The organism is Staphylococcus sp. HMSC072H03 (genome assembly GCF_001809305.1).
In the GTDB taxonomy this organism is placed as follows: domain Bacteria; phylum Bacillota; class Bacilli; order Staphylococcales; family Staphylococcaceae; genus Staphylococcus; species Staphylococcus hominis.
On the sequence record NZ_KV796878.1, the window covers coordinates 53,512 to 70,696 of the forward strand.

17 protein-coding genes are annotated in these 17,185 nt (G+C 32.0%); 5 read left to right on the plus strand and 12 right to left on the minus strand.

All coding sequences use genetic code 11. From position 1 onward, the window contains the following. Positions 1–63: 63 nt before the first annotated feature. A complete protein-coding gene (locus HMPREF2578_RS02485) occupies positions 64–684 on the minus strand; it encodes a nitroreductase family protein (protein ID WP_070508252.1) in 621 nt (206 codons plus the stop codon). A 307-nt stretch (positions 685–991) separates the two neighbouring features. On the opposite strand from HMPREF2578_RS02485, the gene HMPREF2578_RS02490 reads away from it, so the two are divergent. Beyond that, a complete protein-coding gene (locus tag HMPREF2578_RS02490) occupies positions 992–2,368 on the plus strand; it encodes an amino acid permease (RefSeq protein WP_049335269.1) in 1,377 nt (458 codons plus the stop codon). 79 nt (positions 2,369–2,447) lie between these two features. Here the strand turns inward: HMPREF2578_RS02490 and HMPREF2578_RS02495 are convergent, their stop codons facing one another. The 6 genes from HMPREF2578_RS02495 to HMPREF2578_RS02520 form a co-directional block, all read right to left on the minus strand. Next, positions 2,448–3,749 carry an NtaA/DmoA family FMN-dependent monooxygenase gene (locus HMPREF2578_RS02495; RefSeq protein ID WP_017174730.1) on the minus strand — a complete coding sequence of 434 codons (1,302 nt, stop codon included), beginning with the start codon at positions 3,747–3,749 and terminating at the stop codon, positions 2,448–2,450. 95 nt (positions 3,750–3,844) lie between these two features. After that, positions 3,845–4,879: a 5-methylcytosine-specific restriction endonuclease system specificity protein McrC gene (mcrC, locus tag HMPREF2578_RS02500; protein WP_070508253.1), complete on the minus strand. Its 1,035-nt coding sequence runs from the start codon at positions 4,877–4,879 to the stop codon at positions 3,845–3,847. Beyond that, on the minus strand, positions 4,876–6,996 hold the full coding sequence (locus HMPREF2578_RS02505; RefSeq protein WP_070508254.1) for an AAA family ATPase: 2,121 nt from the start codon (positions 6,994–6,996) through the stop codon (positions 4,876–4,878). The genes mcrC and HMPREF2578_RS02505 overlap by 4 nt, the downstream gene beginning before the upstream one ends. A 136-nt stretch (positions 6,997–7,132) precedes the next feature. Beyond that, positions 7,133–8,491 (minus strand): branched-chain amino acid transport system II carrier protein, encoded by a 1,359-nt coding sequence (gene brnQ / locus HMPREF2578_RS02510; protein WP_070508255.1) that lies wholly within the window; start codon positions 8,489–8,491, stop codon positions 7,133–7,135. A 212-nt stretch (positions 8,492–8,703) separates the two neighbouring features. Beyond that, positions 8,704–8,928, minus strand: coding sequence for a hypothetical protein (locus tag HMPREF2578_RS02515; protein WP_019835027.1), 225 nt, complete (start codon positions 8,926–8,928; stop codon positions 8,704–8,706). A 186-nt stretch (positions 8,929–9,114) separates the two neighbouring features. After that, the gene (locus tag HMPREF2578_RS02520; RefSeq protein ID WP_070508256.1) at positions 9,115–10,098 is read right to left on the minus strand and encodes a metal ABC transporter solute-binding protein, Zn/Mn family; all 984 of its coding nucleotides are present in this window, start codon (positions 10,096–10,098) and stop codon (positions 9,115–9,117) included. Between the two features lie 139 nt (positions 10,099–10,237). On the opposite strand from HMPREF2578_RS02520, the gene HMPREF2578_RS11280 reads away from it, so the two are divergent. The 3 genes from HMPREF2578_RS11280 to arsC all read left to right on the plus strand — a co-directional run bounded on the left by HMPREF2578_RS11280 (position 10,238) and on the right by arsC (position 12,548). Then, complete coding sequence (locus tag HMPREF2578_RS11280) at positions 10,238–10,369, plus strand: hypothetical protein (RefSeq protein WP_256096037.1); 132 nt, start codon at positions 10,238–10,240, stop codon at positions 10,367–10,369. A 193-nt stretch (positions 10,370–10,562) separates the two neighbouring features. After that, the gene (locus HMPREF2578_RS02525) at positions 10,563–12,110 is read left to right on the plus strand and encodes an SLC13 family permease (RefSeq protein ID WP_070508257.1); all 1,548 of its coding nucleotides are present in this window, start codon (positions 10,563–10,565) and stop codon (positions 12,108–12,110) included. A 39-nt stretch (positions 12,111–12,149) separates the two neighbouring features. Further along, positions 12,150–12,548 carry an arsenate reductase (thioredoxin) gene (gene arsC / locus HMPREF2578_RS02530; RefSeq protein WP_061544158.1) on the plus strand — a complete coding sequence of 133 codons (399 nt, stop codon included), beginning with the start codon at positions 12,150–12,152 and terminating at the stop codon, positions 12,546–12,548. A 60-nt stretch (positions 12,549–12,608) separates the two neighbouring features. On the opposite strand, the gene HMPREF2578_RS02535 is transcribed toward arsC, so the two are convergent. The 4 genes from HMPREF2578_RS02535 to HMPREF2578_RS02550 form a co-directional block, all read right to left on the minus strand. Next, positions 12,609–12,809 (minus strand): hypothetical protein, encoded by a 201-nt coding sequence (locus HMPREF2578_RS02535; RefSeq protein WP_017174724.1) that lies wholly within the window; start codon positions 12,807–12,809, stop codon positions 12,609–12,611. Between the two features lie 194 nt (positions 12,810–13,003). Then, a complete protein-coding gene (locus HMPREF2578_RS02540; RefSeq protein ID WP_093514785.1) occupies positions 13,004–13,873 on the minus strand; it encodes a mechanosensitive ion channel family protein in 870 nt (289 codons plus the stop codon). A gap of 196 nt (positions 13,874–14,069) precedes the next feature. Further along, positions 14,070–14,582 carry a universal stress protein gene (locus tag HMPREF2578_RS02545; protein WP_061544159.1) on the minus strand — a complete coding sequence of 171 codons (513 nt, stop codon included), beginning with the start codon at positions 14,580–14,582 and terminating at the stop codon, positions 14,070–14,072. A gap of 85 nt (positions 14,583–14,667) precedes the next feature. After that, entirely contained in the window at positions 14,668–15,132 is a 465-nt protein-coding gene (locus tag HMPREF2578_RS02550; protein ID WP_017174721.1) for a hypothetical protein, read from the minus strand. 191 nt (positions 15,133–15,323) lie between these two features. Between HMPREF2578_RS02550 and HMPREF2578_RS02555 the strand changes: the two genes are divergently transcribed. Continuing rightward, a complete protein-coding gene (locus HMPREF2578_RS02555; protein WP_070508258.1) occupies positions 15,324–15,656 on the plus strand; it encodes a hypothetical protein in 333 nt (110 codons plus the stop codon). 214 nt (positions 15,657–15,870) lie between these two features. Here HMPREF2578_RS02555 and HMPREF2578_RS02560 read toward each other — a convergent pair whose 3' ends face one another. Further along, the gene (locus tag HMPREF2578_RS02560; protein WP_049416015.1) at positions 15,871–17,070 is read right to left on the minus strand and encodes a GTP-binding protein; all 1,200 of its coding nucleotides are present in this window, start codon (positions 17,068–17,070) and stop codon (positions 15,871–15,873) included. Positions 17,071–17,185: the final 115 nt, after the last annotated feature.

Below are 17,185 nucleotides of genomic sequence, written 5' to 3' on the forward strand. Positions count from 1 at the left end.
AAGAACTTTCTTTTATAATCGTTTATGGAAATATATTTTTTGATATTTTATATTAAACTTTAATTATTGATAATCTACTACCTTATCAACTGGCATTCTATATGATGTATGAGATTCTTTTTCTTTCTTACCAATCGCAACGATTAACACTGGAACGTAACGTTCTAAATCATATCCGAATGCTTCGCCAATTTTGTCATGCTCAAAACCACCGATAGGGTTCGTATCATAGCCATATTGTTTTGCAACTAACATTAATTGCATCGCAGCTAAACTACTATCCACTTTTACGATGTCACTCATAACTTCACGTGAACTATTTTTGTAAGTATCCATTACAAAAGGTAATATTTGGTCTTTTACTTCTTGAGGCATATGTCCTTCTTCAACTGCTTTGTTATAGATGAATTCGCCTTCCTCATAACATTGTAAATCACCAAAAATAACAATCATCGCTGAAGATGTATCATTTTGTGATGTATTAAATCGAATTAACGGGCGTAATTTTGCTTTCGCTTCATCACTTTCTACAACAACAAAACGCCATGGCTGCATATTCACTGATGAAGGTGCTTTTGTTGCCTTGCTAATGATTTCATTCATTTCGTCATGTGGAATTTTATAATTTGGATCAAATCCTTTAACAGATTTTCTACTTTCTAATATTTCGTTAAAATCGTTCATTCATTTCCCTACTTTCATATTTTAATTACGTAACTTAGATTATTAAATAAATTGAAAATAAAGAGAAGTAATTTGCTTATAGATTTAAAAAGATACTCAATTTAATACATTATTAACTATATTTAATAATGTATTAACACTTATCTATTAAACTATTATTTGATTAATATTAACTAAATAGGGTATTCTTAAACTTAACAAATTAAATAATTTGAAGTTTTAAAAAATTATTTATGTTATAACAAAGGGTATTGGATTCAGTCATAATGTTTCAGTCATAAGGTTACTCAGGAAAGGGAAGAAAATTATGGCAGAAGATAAACTGCAAAGAGAGTTAAGTAATAGACATATTCAACTTATCGCTATTGGGGGCGCAATTGGTACAGGATTGTTCCTTGGATCAGGTGAATCTGTACATTTAGCCGGACCGTCTATTTTATTGACTTATGTTATTGTCGGTTTTGTATTATTTATGTTTATGAGAGCAATGGGAGAAATCCTCTTATCAAATTTAGGATTCAAATCATTTGGGGATATTGCCCATCATTATATTGGACCAATTGCTGGATTTATGGTCGGATGGACGTATTGGTTAACTTGGATTATTTCAGGCATGGCAGAAGTGACAGCAGTTGCTAAATATGTTTCATATTGGTATCCAACAGTACCAAACTGGCTAACAGCGGCATTTACTATCTTAGTATTAGTCGCTTTGAACTTATTCAGTGCAAAGCTATTTGGAGAGTTAGAATTCTGGCTGTCAATTATTAAAGTGATAACAATTGTAGCCTTAATCATTGTTGGTATTGTGATGATTGTGCTTGGAATGAAAACCTCTTACGGGCAAGCCAGTGTAACGAACCTTTGGTCTAGAGGTGGATTTTTCCCGAATGGTATTCAAGGGTTCTTGATGGCATTCCAAATGGCTATCTTTTCATTTATTGGTATTGAGTTAATTGGAATTACAGCTGGGGAAACTAAAAACCCACACAAAACGATTCCTCAAGCAATTAACAATGTACCTGCGCGTATTTTAATTTTCTATATTGGCTCATTAGCAGTGATTATGTCTGTAGTACCTTGGGACAAACTAAACCCTGCGGATAGTCCTTATGTAAAATTATTCGGACTGATTGGTATTCCATTTGCTGCCGGTATTATTAACTTTGTCGTTTTAACAGCAGCTGCTTCATCATGTAATAGTGGTATTTTTGCAAATAGTCGTACAATGTACGGTTTAGCAGGTCGTAAACAAGGCCCACCATTCTTGCATAAAACAAATAAACATGGTGTACCTCACTATGCTATTTTAGTTACATGCGGTTTATTAAGTATTTCAGTTATTTTAAATGCAATATTTAAAGATGCAACAAAAGTGTTCGTGCAAATTACGATATTTTCAACAGTATTGAATATTTTAATTTGGACACTTATCATGATTGCCTATCTAAATTATGTCAAACGTAATCCTGAATTACACAAAGATAGTAAGTTCAAAATGCCTGGTGGAAAATATATGGCATTTGCGATTCTAGCTTTCTTCGCATTTATCTTTATTATCTTATTAATTAACAGTTCAACTAGAATTGGAGTATTATTTATACCCGTATGGGCAATTATTCTTTGGATTATGTATCAAAAATATAAAAAAGAATCAGACAAAGCGAAAGTTAAAATGGAATAATATAAAGAACATTTTAGACTTCCCCCCTAATGGAGGAAGTCTTTTTTCATGATATCTATTAAATAAAAGAGAAGCTTAATTATAGCTTCTCTGTATTTATATTTAAATGATCTTTTAACATATGGCTTTCATATTCTTTTCTAAACACGCCACGCGCTTGAAGAACTGGAATGACTAAATCGATAAATTTTTCAAATGCATTTGGATATGTTGGTGACATTAACATAAAACCATCGCACGCTTCTTTTTCAAACCATTCAATCATTTCATCCGCTACTTGTTCCGGTGTTCCCACTATCGTTTTATGTCCTACCCAAGTACCAAATCGATCTAATACATCGCGTAAGGTAAGGTGTTCGGTCATAACAGCACGCTGTACAGCTTCATACACAGATTTTACAACTTTTTTCTCTAACGCATCATAAGGTGGTAATGATGGTACGACTTCATCTAGTTTCCATTCACTTATATCTAGACCAATGGCTTTAGATAATTGTTTTTTGCGTTTTTCAAGTGGAATCATATCATCTAATTGTTGCTTAAGTTTATAAGCATCCTCTTCATTCTCATCAACATAAACGGTGAGACCTGGTAATACAAGAGGTGGTTGACGATTTGCTTCCATGGCACGTTGATGAATGTCTTGTCTGAATTGTTGGCCATCTTGTAAATTCCATGCAATTGAAAAAATAGCATCCACGTGTCGTACTGCTAAATCACGCCCTGGAATGGAAGTTCCTGCTTGAAATAAACGTGGTCGACCATATTTTGGTGTTGGAATGTTAATAGCTCCGGCAACTTGAAAATACTTTCCTTGATAATGAAGTGGATGAATATACTGATGATTTAAGCCAATCCCTGAGTCTTTGTGATTAACGATAGCCTCTACAGTAAATGACTCCCATAATTTTTTCATTACATTGATAAATTCATCTGCTCGTTCATATCGTTTTTCAAGATGTGGTAAAGCTTGCATCGAATAGTTTTGTGCTTCTAAATCAAATTGAGATGTTACAATATTTGCCCCAATACGCCCATGAGATATTTGATGTAAACTTGAAAGCATACGTGCTGCAAGATAAGGTTCATAAAAAGAAGAAGAAATGGTACCTATCAAGCCAATTGAATGTGTTTCACGTGAAATGGCAGCAAGTGCCGTTAGTGGTTCAAAATAATAAGAAATATGTCCCGTTTCTTCTCCAGAAATATATTGACCGTCTCCTAGAAAGAAAGCATCCAGTTTACCTTTTTCGGCTAATTTCGCTAACTTAATTTGAAAATTAATATCTCCAACTTCTTCAACATATGAATGTGGTAGTCTCCAAGAGGCAGGATGTAGACCTGTACTATAAGCTAAAACAGATAAATGCATGTGTTTCATTGTCATTAACCCCTTTGTTATAAGTCAAAATTGTCATTTTAATTTACATATATCATATATGGATTGTTGAAATTTTACAATATCTACTAACTATTTTATATCTTAAAATAATTATATACAATATTATCCAGTTGTTTAGCAATATGAATAAAATCTTGATTTAAATCCAATGTTTTGACACTAATCGTATTGCCACTCATCTGAAACGTATTATCAGGTACAAGTTGTTCATCCGTTTTCGCATACAGTAACATCCCCGCAACATTTATCTGCTTAGGTTTTAAATGAAGTGCTTCATTTTTTACATACGCAAATATTTGATATAAATTTCCAGAATGAATCGTTCTTGTATCAAAATATTGTTGTAACGTGGACGTATAATACTTCGTATCAATGATTAAGCATTGTTTGCCATAAGTGAGCATGACATCACTTCTCATTGTCGGTAACATGTGACGATGATCATCATCAATGGCCCATGGAATATGAGACGCGGTGACTTTTAACTGTGGAAATTCCTTTTTATAATAAGCCCTAACAAACCGTTCATATAAACGCGCCATCTGTTGTTCATCTTCGAACATCATTGTTTCTCTTGAACCGCTTCTTTCTGACTGAATTCGTCCTTGCGTAACAAGATAACAAATAGCCATTAACATACGATATGTTTCATGATGACGATCAAATCGTAACTGCCAATCAATATGTCGATAATCTAATATATCTACGTGTTCAAAATATATCAGCAGTCGTTTTAACGCTTTTTTACGTGTGCGCGAAATATCTAATTTTAGAACATTAAGCATTGTTGTTTTTAGAATTTGATTCATATACGTATTAATTGAAAATTCATCATACGTGCAATTTAACCGTTTATGCATCATCGTTCCTTGTTTTATGGATGCTGTGACATTAATCTTTCCTCGTATCACATTAAGCGAGTCATTGTATTCTAAATAGTCATGTTGAAGACCATATTTTAATTGACTCGATACGCCTTTAATGAGAAGTGCACTATACAAATCTGCCACATTATTAAATGATTCTGTTGCTATATGTTGATAGCCTTTCTTATTCAAAACTGTAAACGCATAAGACAACATATAATAAATATTATGAATGTTAATCATTGAATCGCATCCCTTAAACGTACCTTCCAAATATCCACTTTTGAAGGATCGTCAAACCAATATTCTTTTAATAATGGAATAATTTCGAATTCAATAATATTAGATAATTCAGATTCTGTGATATTAACTATATTGCTAAAATAACTATGACCAATGACGAACCCCTCACCTAACATATCATCTTCTCGAATGTCGACATTCAATGCTTGAATTGTATCAATTAATGCATCAAATTGTGGATTTTTTAAATTTTCTTGATAATGTTTAAATTGTATGGTTTCAAAGGCAGGATTCATATCAAAAAATGCAAATCGACGTCGTAGTGCATAATCAAGCATGGCTAAGCTTCGATCTGCTGTATTCATCATACCAATAATATAAACATTATCTGGAACACAGAATTTCTCATCTGCATAAAGTAATTCTATTTCCATTCCTCTCTTATCGTTTTCAATTAACATAAACAATTCACCAAATATCTTACTTAAATTGCCACGATTAATTTCATCGATAATAAAGAAATAGTTTTTCTCACTATCTTCTTCTGCTTGCTTACAGAAATTGTAAAACGCACCCGTACGCAATTCAAAGCCAGTTTCAGTAGGACGATACCCCATCACAAAATCTTCATATGAATAGCTTTGATGAAATTGTACAAGTTTCACACGTTCTTTATCTTTAACACCCATCATTGAATAAGCCAATCGTTTAGCTGCATATGTTTTACCTACACCTGGTGGCCCTTGTAAGATGACATTCTTTTTTCTTCTCATTAATTGTACAAGCGTGTCATAGTCTTCTTCATTCATAAATACGTCGTCTAAGAATTGTTCTGCTGTATAAACGGGATAAGTCGTTTGTGTAGCAACCAATCCATCAGAATGTTCAACTGAAAATAACTCATTAAATTTCCGAATCGTTTCACTATATGGCGTAATTTTAGTGAGCGTCTTATTTAATGTTTTTATTGGAATCTTCCAGTTTCCTTTCTCCTTCCAAACAAGCTGAATGATATTTTTATCATTTTTATATTGATGATTTGATGAAACAACGCCCCATCCTACAATATCAGTCTGTCCTTTTTTCACATATACAATATCCCCAGGCTTCATTTCTTTACTAAATTCCCATATGGCATTAACCGTATGAATATAATGATGCTGATTGTGGTTCAATTGTTGTAATTTTTGATTAATCTCTTCTTTAGATGCATAGTTCGAGAAATCTTCTAACTCGTTATATCCAATAGACATTTCTCCATTCTCAATAAAAGAAGCAAAATCAACATCTTGTGGTTTGGGAGAATAAATCCAATAATTCACGACTTCTAAACCCTTATCTGCATCGATATCTTTGACTTTTGAGCTTTGCTTGACTTCCTTTGACTTGCGCCATGCTTCATAACTTAAATCAATAAAATCATTCAAATAGTTATCGTCTTTTAAAAATAATTTTAATTTTTCAATCATCATTAAATACGTTGTTGCAGTTAATGATTGTTTTAAGTTAACTTCAAAATTGATATACTTTGTACTTATCTCGCTTTCTTCAAAAATATACCAAATCGCTCGAGAATCTAAATTGGCAAATGTGTCAGAATCAATCCAAAATAATCCACTGGTTAACTTACCCATACCGATTCCAGGCTGAGCCATCACTTGATTAAATTTTCTCTTAAAGTTATTTTCATTATCTTCGCTTTTATCTGATGAATACAATAAAGCAATTTCAAACAACGACCATAAATTTTCAATGTCTTGTGCTTCACGATCATTCTTAAAATTATAAAATGTAGCACGTAAATTCATCACTGTCGGAATACCATCAAAATTTCGTGGTATATCTGCTTTCACATCAAATAGTTTGGCCATTTCTTCTATAATTTTAATTCTATTTTTTTTAGTCATAGAACTCTTATTAAATAATCCAAACACAGTAAATGGATCCATATCTATCATTTCATTATTAATTTCTAATTTAGGCATATTGATTTGAGTGTTAATATAAAGTTCTCGTATTTTCTCAATCAATTGATCACGACAATTTTGATATTCTAACAATTTATGCGCTAAGGCTTTATAAAAGATTGCCCATGTTTTATCTATTTTATAGTCCATCTTTATTTCTCCTCAAAATCATTATTATCTTCATTTTAATGCATTTTATAAATATATTTATACCTTTAAATATATAAAAAATAAGCTATAAGATCGTATGATTTCAACTTCTTATAGCTTATAGTAAATGGCTTAATTATGCTTGAACTTCGTGTTTGTTGCCACGAACTTTATAGACAATAAGTCCGATAATAAATCCAATTAATGCTGGGACAATCCATCCCATACCAATATCAAAGAATGGTAAATAGTTCTCAGCAAAACCGATTAATGATTGTGCGAAGTTCGTTTTCACAAAAGGTTCTGGACTCGCTTTAATACCATCAAAAAATGCAGCAATCACTGTAAATAATGTAGTAAAGCGGTACACAATTGGCGAGTTATTAAATAAATGACTTACTAATGTTAATAAAATAAGTGTAATGGCTAATGGATAAATAAACATTAATACGGGTAATGAGTACATAATAATTTTTGTTAATCCGACATTCGCAAATATAAATGCTAATATACTAACAATAGTGGCTAATACAATATAGTTCGTTTTAGGAAATAGTTCTGTAAATGTTTCTGAAAATGCTGTAATTAAACCAATTGCTGTTTTTAAACAAGCTACAATAATAATAAGTGATAAAACAATAATTCCGAAATCACCTAAATAATGTTGGGCAATTTGTGCAAGAGCAATGCCCCCATTTTCACTTACTTTAAATTCTCCAAGACTCATTGTTCCCATTACTGCAAGAAGTGTATAGATTACACCCATGCCAATAATGCTAATGGCTCCCGATTTCACTGTTTCTTTAGCGATATCATTAGGGTTTGTAATACCTAATTTTTTAATAGTCGTTACAATAATGATTCCAAATGCTAGTGATGCCAGTGCATCCAATGTATTATATCCATCGATAAAACCTTTTAATAATACACTTTTATTGTAGTCAGGACTTATTGGTGCATGACTAATACCGCCCATTGGGTGAATAAATGCAAGTACGACCACGATACCTAATAAAATCAAAAAGACTGGATTTAAGAACTTACCAATATAGTCTAAGATTTTAGATGGTTTACGTGCAAAGAACCAAGCCACAATAAAGAACAAAATACTAAAGACAGGTAAAATCCATTTTCCACTGCTTGGAGAAACAAATGGTGAAAACGCAATTTCATATGATGTTGTTGCAAGTCTTGGTAAAGCAAAGAAGGGGCCAATAACAAGATAAAGACCAATCGTAAATATGTATGCATAAATTTTACTTACACGTGAAGAAATTTCAAATACACCATTCGTCTTAGAAATACCGATAGCAATAATTCCTAAAAATGGTAACCCGATTGCTGTAATTAAAAATCCTAAATTCGCAAGTAATACGTTCGCGCCTGCCATTTGCCCTAGATGAAGTGGGAAAATTAAGTTTCCTGCTCCAAAGAACAAACCAAAAAGCATCGATCCAATAAAGAGATTCTCTTTAAATGTAAGTTTCTGTTTCATTGTCTTTCCTCGTTTTCCTCTTAAAGTCATAATAGATATTATACATTTTTTTAAAATCAATTTCTTTAGAATTTTTAAAAAAATTAGATAATAATACATAAAAAAACTTCTCTTTGCATGATTACATTCATTTTTTATGCAAAAAGAAGTTTTAAGTGTAACCTTATACTCATCGATATTTATCCTTAGTTATCATTTTTAGTTATACAGACTTAGCTAATATATGTATCTGCATGTTCAAGGCGATACGTTTCACCTTTTGCTTTAGCTTCTTCATAAGCTTCATATGTTGTGTGTTTAACATCTTCAACTTTGTAATTTACCGTTTTCGCAAATTTTCTTACATCTTCTTCATTTTTGGCTAATACAAATACAGTTAAAATATTGTCATCTACAATGTCTTTATGATGTTGGTAACGCAGTTTATAAATATTCATGATGTTGTCCCCTTCCAATCTATTAGTGATAAAGCCTTACTTCTTAAAAATAATAAATAATGTTCTACATATTATTTAAATTCAATATACCACTTTTTTCTGAAAAAGGAAGTCTATAAAACAAGAAGTAAGACAGAATTGACTTGATCTTCCTATCTTACTTCTTTACTTTAATATACTTTAATTTTAAGATTCATTTTTTAATGCTTTTTCAATAGCTTTAATATTTTTCTTCATAAATGATTGATACGTATTGCTGTCATTGTCTTGTTGTTTAGTATGAGAACCCATATTATAAAATGAAATTGTTTTTGCATGTGTTTCTTTTCTAACCGTGTCTGCAACTTTATTCGACACATTTTCTTCAGCTAGAATATAGTTTACCTTATCCTCTTTAATTTGTTTTACAATAGTTGTAAGATCTTTTTGACTTGGTTCTTCAGCATTCATATTTTCGATGCCTTCTTGCTTAAAGCCATAGCGATCAGCTAAATAACCGATAGAATCATGTGAAATATATACTGTTTTACCTTCTTGACCTTTAACCGCATGTTTCATGTCTTTATCTAAATCCTTCAAATCACTAACTAATTTTTTATAATTCTTTTCATAGTCATCTTTATGTTTACCATCTTTTTTAACGAATTCATCTTTTATATCTTTCGCAAATTGTTGACTTAATACAGGATCTAACCAAACATGAGGATCATATTTACCATGATGATGTTCATGTTCTTCGTGTTCCTCGTGCTCACCGTGTTCATGTTCATCCTTTTCGCCTTTTAATACATCGGTCTTATTTAAAGATGATTCTAATGATAATGTTTTATTTTTATCATTCATCGCATTTGCAATCTTTTTAGCAACTGGGTCTAGATTATCCCCTGTATATACAAATAAATCTGATTTACCAATATCTACCATTTGTTTTTGACTCGGTTCATATGTATGTGGATCCATTCCATTCGGATAGATTGATTCAACATGGACGTATTTACCACCAATTTGTTGTGCGAACGATTTAAGCGGATATACTGTCGTTTTTACCTCAAGTTTTTCATTGTTCTCTGATTTTTTATCTGTCTCACTACCGCTATTGGATGTTCCACAAGCTACAAGTGACAACGTTAAAATACTGATGAAGACTAACATTAAACTTTTCTTAATCATTTTCTTCTCTCCTAAATCGTAATTATTACGCTTTAATAATCGCATTTCATATCGAAATTGTCAATGGGCGATTAAAAAATAAAAATTACTAAATAATTATAATTGTTGTTTTACTACAGTCAGAAAAAGTGTTGAAACAATGAGTGGAGAATATATTGCTATAGATAAAATTAAAGATGATCAACATATCCATATTACTGAACCTCAAGAACAAACTATTAGTTTAGATCAAGTTAACAATATTAAGGAAAATGGTTTCGGACGGCTTTAATATATAAGTAACAGAATGAAACAGAATTCCCATTGAATTCAGTGTTTCGCTCTTTTTCATCTCAATATTTCTATGATTATTAACTGTAAATAATAGTTTTTTGAAAATTTTGTGTATTTTAAAATGTAACTCCTAAAATAAAGCGTTTTCTTGTTAAAATAATAATGTAACTATTTTAAGGGAGACGATAATAATGACAAAGGGGAATCAAATCACTAATCAATCTAAAAAAGAGAAATCAAATAAAGGATATAAACCCTTATGGATTGTGATTAGTTTTATCGTATTAGTAATGATTTTATTACTACCTACTTCAAGTAGCTTACCGGTCATGGCTAAAGCAGCACTTGCCATTCTTGCTTTTGCCGTAATCATGTGGGTTACTGAAGCAGTATCTTATCCAGTTTCAGCGACTTTAATTTTAGGGCTTATTATATTGTTACTTGGCTTTAGTCCTGTTCAACATCTATCAGAACAACTTGGTCATCCTAAAAGTGGAGACACCATTCTTAAGGGAAGCGAATTATTAGGAACAAACAATGCTCTGAGTCTGGCATTTAGTGGTTTTTCTACTTCTGCAGTGGCACTTGTGACCGCCGCTTTATTCTTAGCAGTTGCCATGCAAGAAACCAATCTTCATAAACGACTAGCACTTTATGTCCTTTCAATTGTAGGAAATAAAACAAAAAATATTGTTATCGGTGCAATTTTAGTATCAATTGTATTAGCCTTTTTTGTACCTTCTGCTACGGCTCGTGCTGGTGCTGTCGTACCCATTTTACTTGGAATGATTGCAGCCTTTAAAGTGAGTAAAGATAGTAAACTAGCATCACTTCTTATTATTACATCCGTACAAGCTGTATCGATTTGGAATATCGGTATTAAAACTGCCGCTGCGCAAAATATCGTCGCTATCAATTTCATTAATCAAAACTTAGGTTATAACGTGTCTTGGGGTGAATGGTTTTTATACGCTGCACCATGGTCTATACTGATGTCTATTGCCTTATATTTCATTATGATGAAAGTGATGCCACCTGAACGAGATGCCATTGAAGGTGGTAAAGAATTGATTAAACATGACTTAAACGAACTAGGCCCAATGAGTGCTAGAGAATGGCGACTCATTGTCATTTCTATCTTATTACTGATCTTTTGGTCTACCGAAAAAGTACTTCACCCTATCGATTCAGCAAGTGTTACTCTAATTGCATTAGGTATGATGTTAATGCCTAAAATCGGTGTGATTACTTGGAAAGGCGTTGAAAAGAAAATTCCATGGGGAACAATTATCGTCTTTGGTGTAGGCATCTCACTTGGTAACGTTTTACTTAAAACAGGCGCTGCTCAATGGCTCAGTGATAAAACATTTGGATTAATGGGCCTAAAAGGGTTACCAATTATCGCAACGATTGCACTCATTACATTATTCAATATTTTAATTCATTTAGGCTTTGCGAGTGCAACAAGCTTATCATCTGCATTGATCCCAGTATTTATTTCATTAACTTCAACATTAGGTTTAGGCGATCATTCTATCGGTTTCGTTTTAATACAACAATTTGTGATTAGCTTTGGATTCTTATTACCAGTGAGTGCACCACAAAATATGTTGGCCTATGGTACGGATACATTTACTGTTAAAGATTTCTTAAAATCAGGTATCCCCCTCACTATTATAGGTTATATTCTTGTGATTTTATTTAGCTTAACGTATTGGAAATGGTTAGGTTTAGTGTAGAATAAAGTCAGATTAATTTTATAGATAGAGAGGTTTATCATGATCAAAAAGACCATTTATTTTATTTGTACAGGGAATTCTTGTCGTAGCCAAATGGCTGAGGGTTTTGGAAAAGCAATTTTAGGTGATGAGTGGAATGTATATTCAGGAGGCATTGAAACACATGGTGTTAATCCTAAGGCAGTTGAAGCCATGAAAGAAGTGGGTATCGACATTTCAACTCATACCTCTGATTTAATTGATGATACGATTTTAAAACAGTCAGACTTAGTAGTAACATTATGCAGTCATGCTGATGCACATTGTCCTACTATTCCATCAGGTGTTAAAAAAGAACATTGGAGCTTCGATGACCCAGCCGGAAAAAATTGGTCAGAATTCCAACGTGTTCGAGATGACATTAAAAATGCGATTGAACAATTTAAATATAGAACATAATAAAACAGCAGTTTCTACGTATTTGACGTAGAAACTGCTGTTTATTGATATAGCCATTGCTTACCAAAAGTCACTTGTTACAATACTTTTTCTCTCGATGTCTAAATTTGGAATGTCCCTCTCATTCGCAACTGCATCTTTATAATTTAAATTAAGCACCTCAATGGCTTTATCAAACGTCACATTATCTTTACACATGTACTCCCATACAGTTTTATTGATGTACTCATTACCATCATAATAAAAGTCTTTCACCCACATTACTTATCATCCCTTTCTATTTATTACAGTTTGATATTACACCCAAAGTGTAATGTAGGCAAATCTTAAATAATTAGAAATTATTAATTATTTATCCGTTTATATGATGATAATTAAATGAATTTTTGATCATTAAAAGTTGTTATAAAGAACTTATGGAAAAATTTTAAAAACCTATGATGATAAGCATTTGTTTATTTTTCTTCATCTTCTAATTTCACAAGTGTTGGTTTAGGCGTATGAATTCCTACATCATTAAAGTAACTTATGATTTCTTTTCTTAATAAACGTTGGCCTGGGAAATGCATGCCCGGTTTAACATGAGCTAATAATTTAATTACCATTTCATTACCATCAATACTATCTAAACCGAGTAGATCAGGTGCCGCAACGAACATATCGTATTTATCTTTTAATGTTGGTAAGAATGCTTTTAATTCTTTTTCAATAACGTCATAATCTTCATTTGGAGAAATTGGAATTGCAATAAGGGGTGATACATCTGTCTTAGAATAATTTACAATTTCACTAATTGTGCCATTAGGTAAGGTATACACTTCTCCAGTATCAGATTGAATACGAGTAGATCGTAATCCTATGGTTTGTACGGTTCCTTCTGCAATCGTTACACCTGATGAATTAATTTGAACATAATCGCTGACATCGAATTGTCCCTCAAAAATAACAAAAAAGCCGGTAATGATATCTTTTACAACAGTCTGGGCACCAAAACCAACGGCTAAACCAACGACACCGGCTCCAGCTAAAATAGCTGAGACGCTAATTCCAAAACGAGAGAGAACCGATGTAAGAACAATAAACCAAACAACATAACTAATTAAATTTTGAACAAGTGTTGAAAGTGTCTCACTTCTTTTAATTTTATAACGTGTCTTCTTCTTCTCATTGACTTTAAAAAATTTTGTTACTACTTTTCTAGAAATTGCAATAACAATCATACCTAATAAGATATAGGCAATAATAATTAAAATATTGGCTAGTAAATTTTGATAAAACTCTATCTTCGTTAATGGTTCAACAAATTTAATAAACAGTTGTTTCATTTGATTCACGTTGATATGATTCTCCTTTTATATTTATATTTTTAAATGATTGTGCGCCATTATTTAGAACACGACACTTAAATAAAAATGATACCATATTTTATATTTTATCTAAAATCATCTCTTGATTTATACTTCCCATAAAAAACTTCATCCTCACTACTTCGTGAGAATGAAGTCATATATTAAATCATTATTATTTATGGTCTGAACTTTCAAAATATCGTCTTCTAAATTCTGGAGTTGCTACTTTTGATTCAAAGTCTTCTGGAATTTCTTCAGTACGTACGACTAATACATCACATGGCGCATGACGTACAATTGCTTCTGATACTGAACCAATCATAAAACGTTCGACTGCATTTAAGCCTGAAGCACCACACATAATTAAATCAACATTCAATTCATTTGCTAAATTTTTAGGAATGAGTAATTTTGGTGGGCCAAGTTCAAGTCGTGTTTCTACATTTGTCACGCCTTCTGTAACAGCGAGTTCTTTATAGCCTTCAAGTAATTTCTCAGAATACTCTTTAGACGGATCGAATTGAGATGCGTACACTTCATAAGCGGTATATGTTCTTGTATCAATCACATGCACAATCGTTAGCTTTGCATCATTACGTTTTGCTACATCAACGGCTTTATTAAAGGCCCATTCTGCTTCGTTTGATCCATCAACTGCAATTAAAATGTTTTTGTATGATAACATTTTAATCTCCCCCTTATCTGTTCTCATCTTTATTTTAGCACTATTTCAAAAAAATTAGTATTAATATGTAAAGCGCTTTCAAAATTTATATCATACGTTCTTCGCTATCAATTTGATACTGTAAGTAGGATAAAATAGCGCTATAACATCCTAATGATATCGTTAAAACAAATGGTAAAAGTTTGATTGATAACTCTCGGGTATGTTTAGAACTCGTTAATGTTAAATGATCAGTTAAAGCTTGCATATCTATATGACTAAAGCTTGCATAACTAATAATTACAAAAAAAGTTAACATCGCCATTAATTTCATTTTATTTACAAAGTCACTACTAAACTGAATCATTGAAAAAGCTAAAATAAGAATAATAATATTGAATATAACACTAAAAATAATCCACAACATAATAAATGTCGGATGATTTAATTTCCCCATGTTTAAAATATTTCCTTCGACCATTAAAGGTATTAAGAAACTAAATAAAATTGAAATGCTAAATGTAATGATCATTGTTAGTAATGCCCCTAACAGATTTAAAAATTCCCGCATAATATCCACCTTTTAAAAGTTAATATATTAATATTGTACAATTTAATACATTTATATGCTATATTCATCAAAATATTTAATTAACTATTTTCAACATCAACCTTATACTAACTTACAGTGTTGTAATTTTAGAATATCTTACTTACTATTTATTTTATTATATGTTTTTATAGAATTGAGGTGATCATGATATGCCAAATGAAAACTATAGAGAAAATGATATTTTAGGAGGCATTAGCTATTTAAGTGTCTTCTTTGCACCAGTATTATTTCCACTTATTGTATGGATCGTCGCACAACCACCAGCTTCGACCCATGCTAGAAATGCGTTATTCAATCACATCATGAGTTGGGTTATGGTGGTATTAGGATTAGTAACCCTATCTATTTCCCCAGCTTTTGTAAATAGTGAACACGGTATCGGCTGGATCATTGCAGTCCTCATCGCAGTTATTTTCTTTATATGGGCACTGGTGCTATTTTTAAAAAATATCATTAGAGGTATTAAATTAATGATGCCATAAAAAATAAGAGGAAATGACGATAATCTCGTCGTTTCCTCTTTAATTATATTAATCATTTATTGTATTAAACTAAAAAATGACCCATCATAATATTTTAAACTTTATCGTTTTCAGTACAAAAGGCAATACCATATTACGAAAAGTTGTATGATGTTTATATGAAAGTTGTAATCAATATTTTTATCATCATAACTTGTTTAATATCCATTATTTCTTAAGGTTTTCTTATTTTCCAATGATAAGGATCTTCAAGTTGATACCAATCAGAATTCATTTCGCTACTATTTAGCAGGCATTCATCGAGTTTTTTTTCGATTTTTTCTTGATCTAAGTCGGTACCAATAATGACAAATTGTGTCTTTCTATCCCCATATTCAATATCCCAGCTTTCCGCTACGTCACGACGTTGAGCAAGTATCTCTTCACGTTTTTCTTTAGGCATTGATGCAACCCAATATGTAACTGGGCTGATATTACATGACGATCCTGCTTGTGACAGTAAACACGCAACCTCGTTATATTGCGCAAGCCATACAATACCTTTTGAACGAACAATGTTTTGAGGCATTTGTTCTAACCAATCATTGAAACGTTTCGCGTGAAACGGTAATCGTCTTGAATAGACAAACGAACTCATACCATATTCTTCAGTTTCCGGTGTATGTGCCTCATGGCCGCCTTCTGTTAGCTCCTTAATCCATCCTGCAGAATTGCTAGCTTTTTCAAAATCAAATCGTCCTGTATCTAAGACATCATTAATATCTACTTGAGACTGCGTTGTTTTAATTATTTTTGCATCTGGTTGTAATGTTCTAAGTATATGTTCTAATTTATCTAGCGCTTCATTTGTAACTAAATCTGTTTTATTCAATACAAGTACATCACAGAATTCAACTTGGTCTATTAATAAATCCGCAATTGAACGTTCATCTGTCACATCCGCACCTTGATTACGATCCACAAGTAAATCTTCAGAATGAATATCATTAACAAATCGATTCGCATCAACGACCGTAACCATCGTATCTAAACGACAAATCGAAGTGAGATCTATTCCCATCGCTTCATCGATATACGAGAACGTTTGCGCTACAGGTACTGGCTCAGAAATGCCCGTAGATTCAATAACGATATAATCAATATTGCCTTTATGTACCAGTCGTTCAACTTCTTTTAATAAATCGTCACGTAACGTGCAACAAATACATCCATTAGATAGTTCAACTAATTTTTCATCTGTTCTAGACAGTCCACCCCCATCAGCAACTAAATCTTTATCAATATTAACCTCACTCATATCATTCACAATAACTGCAATACGACGGCCTTCTCGATGATTTAAAATATGATTTAATAACGTTGTCTTCCCTGAACCTAAATAACCACTTAATACAGTTACAGGTATCTTACTCATTTATATTCTCTCCTTTTAAATCGTAATTATTACGATTTAAATTGTACAGAGATTTTTAATAATGTCAATATGAATTAAATGAATGATGTGTGATATGACTTTTCTATGGCGAGTG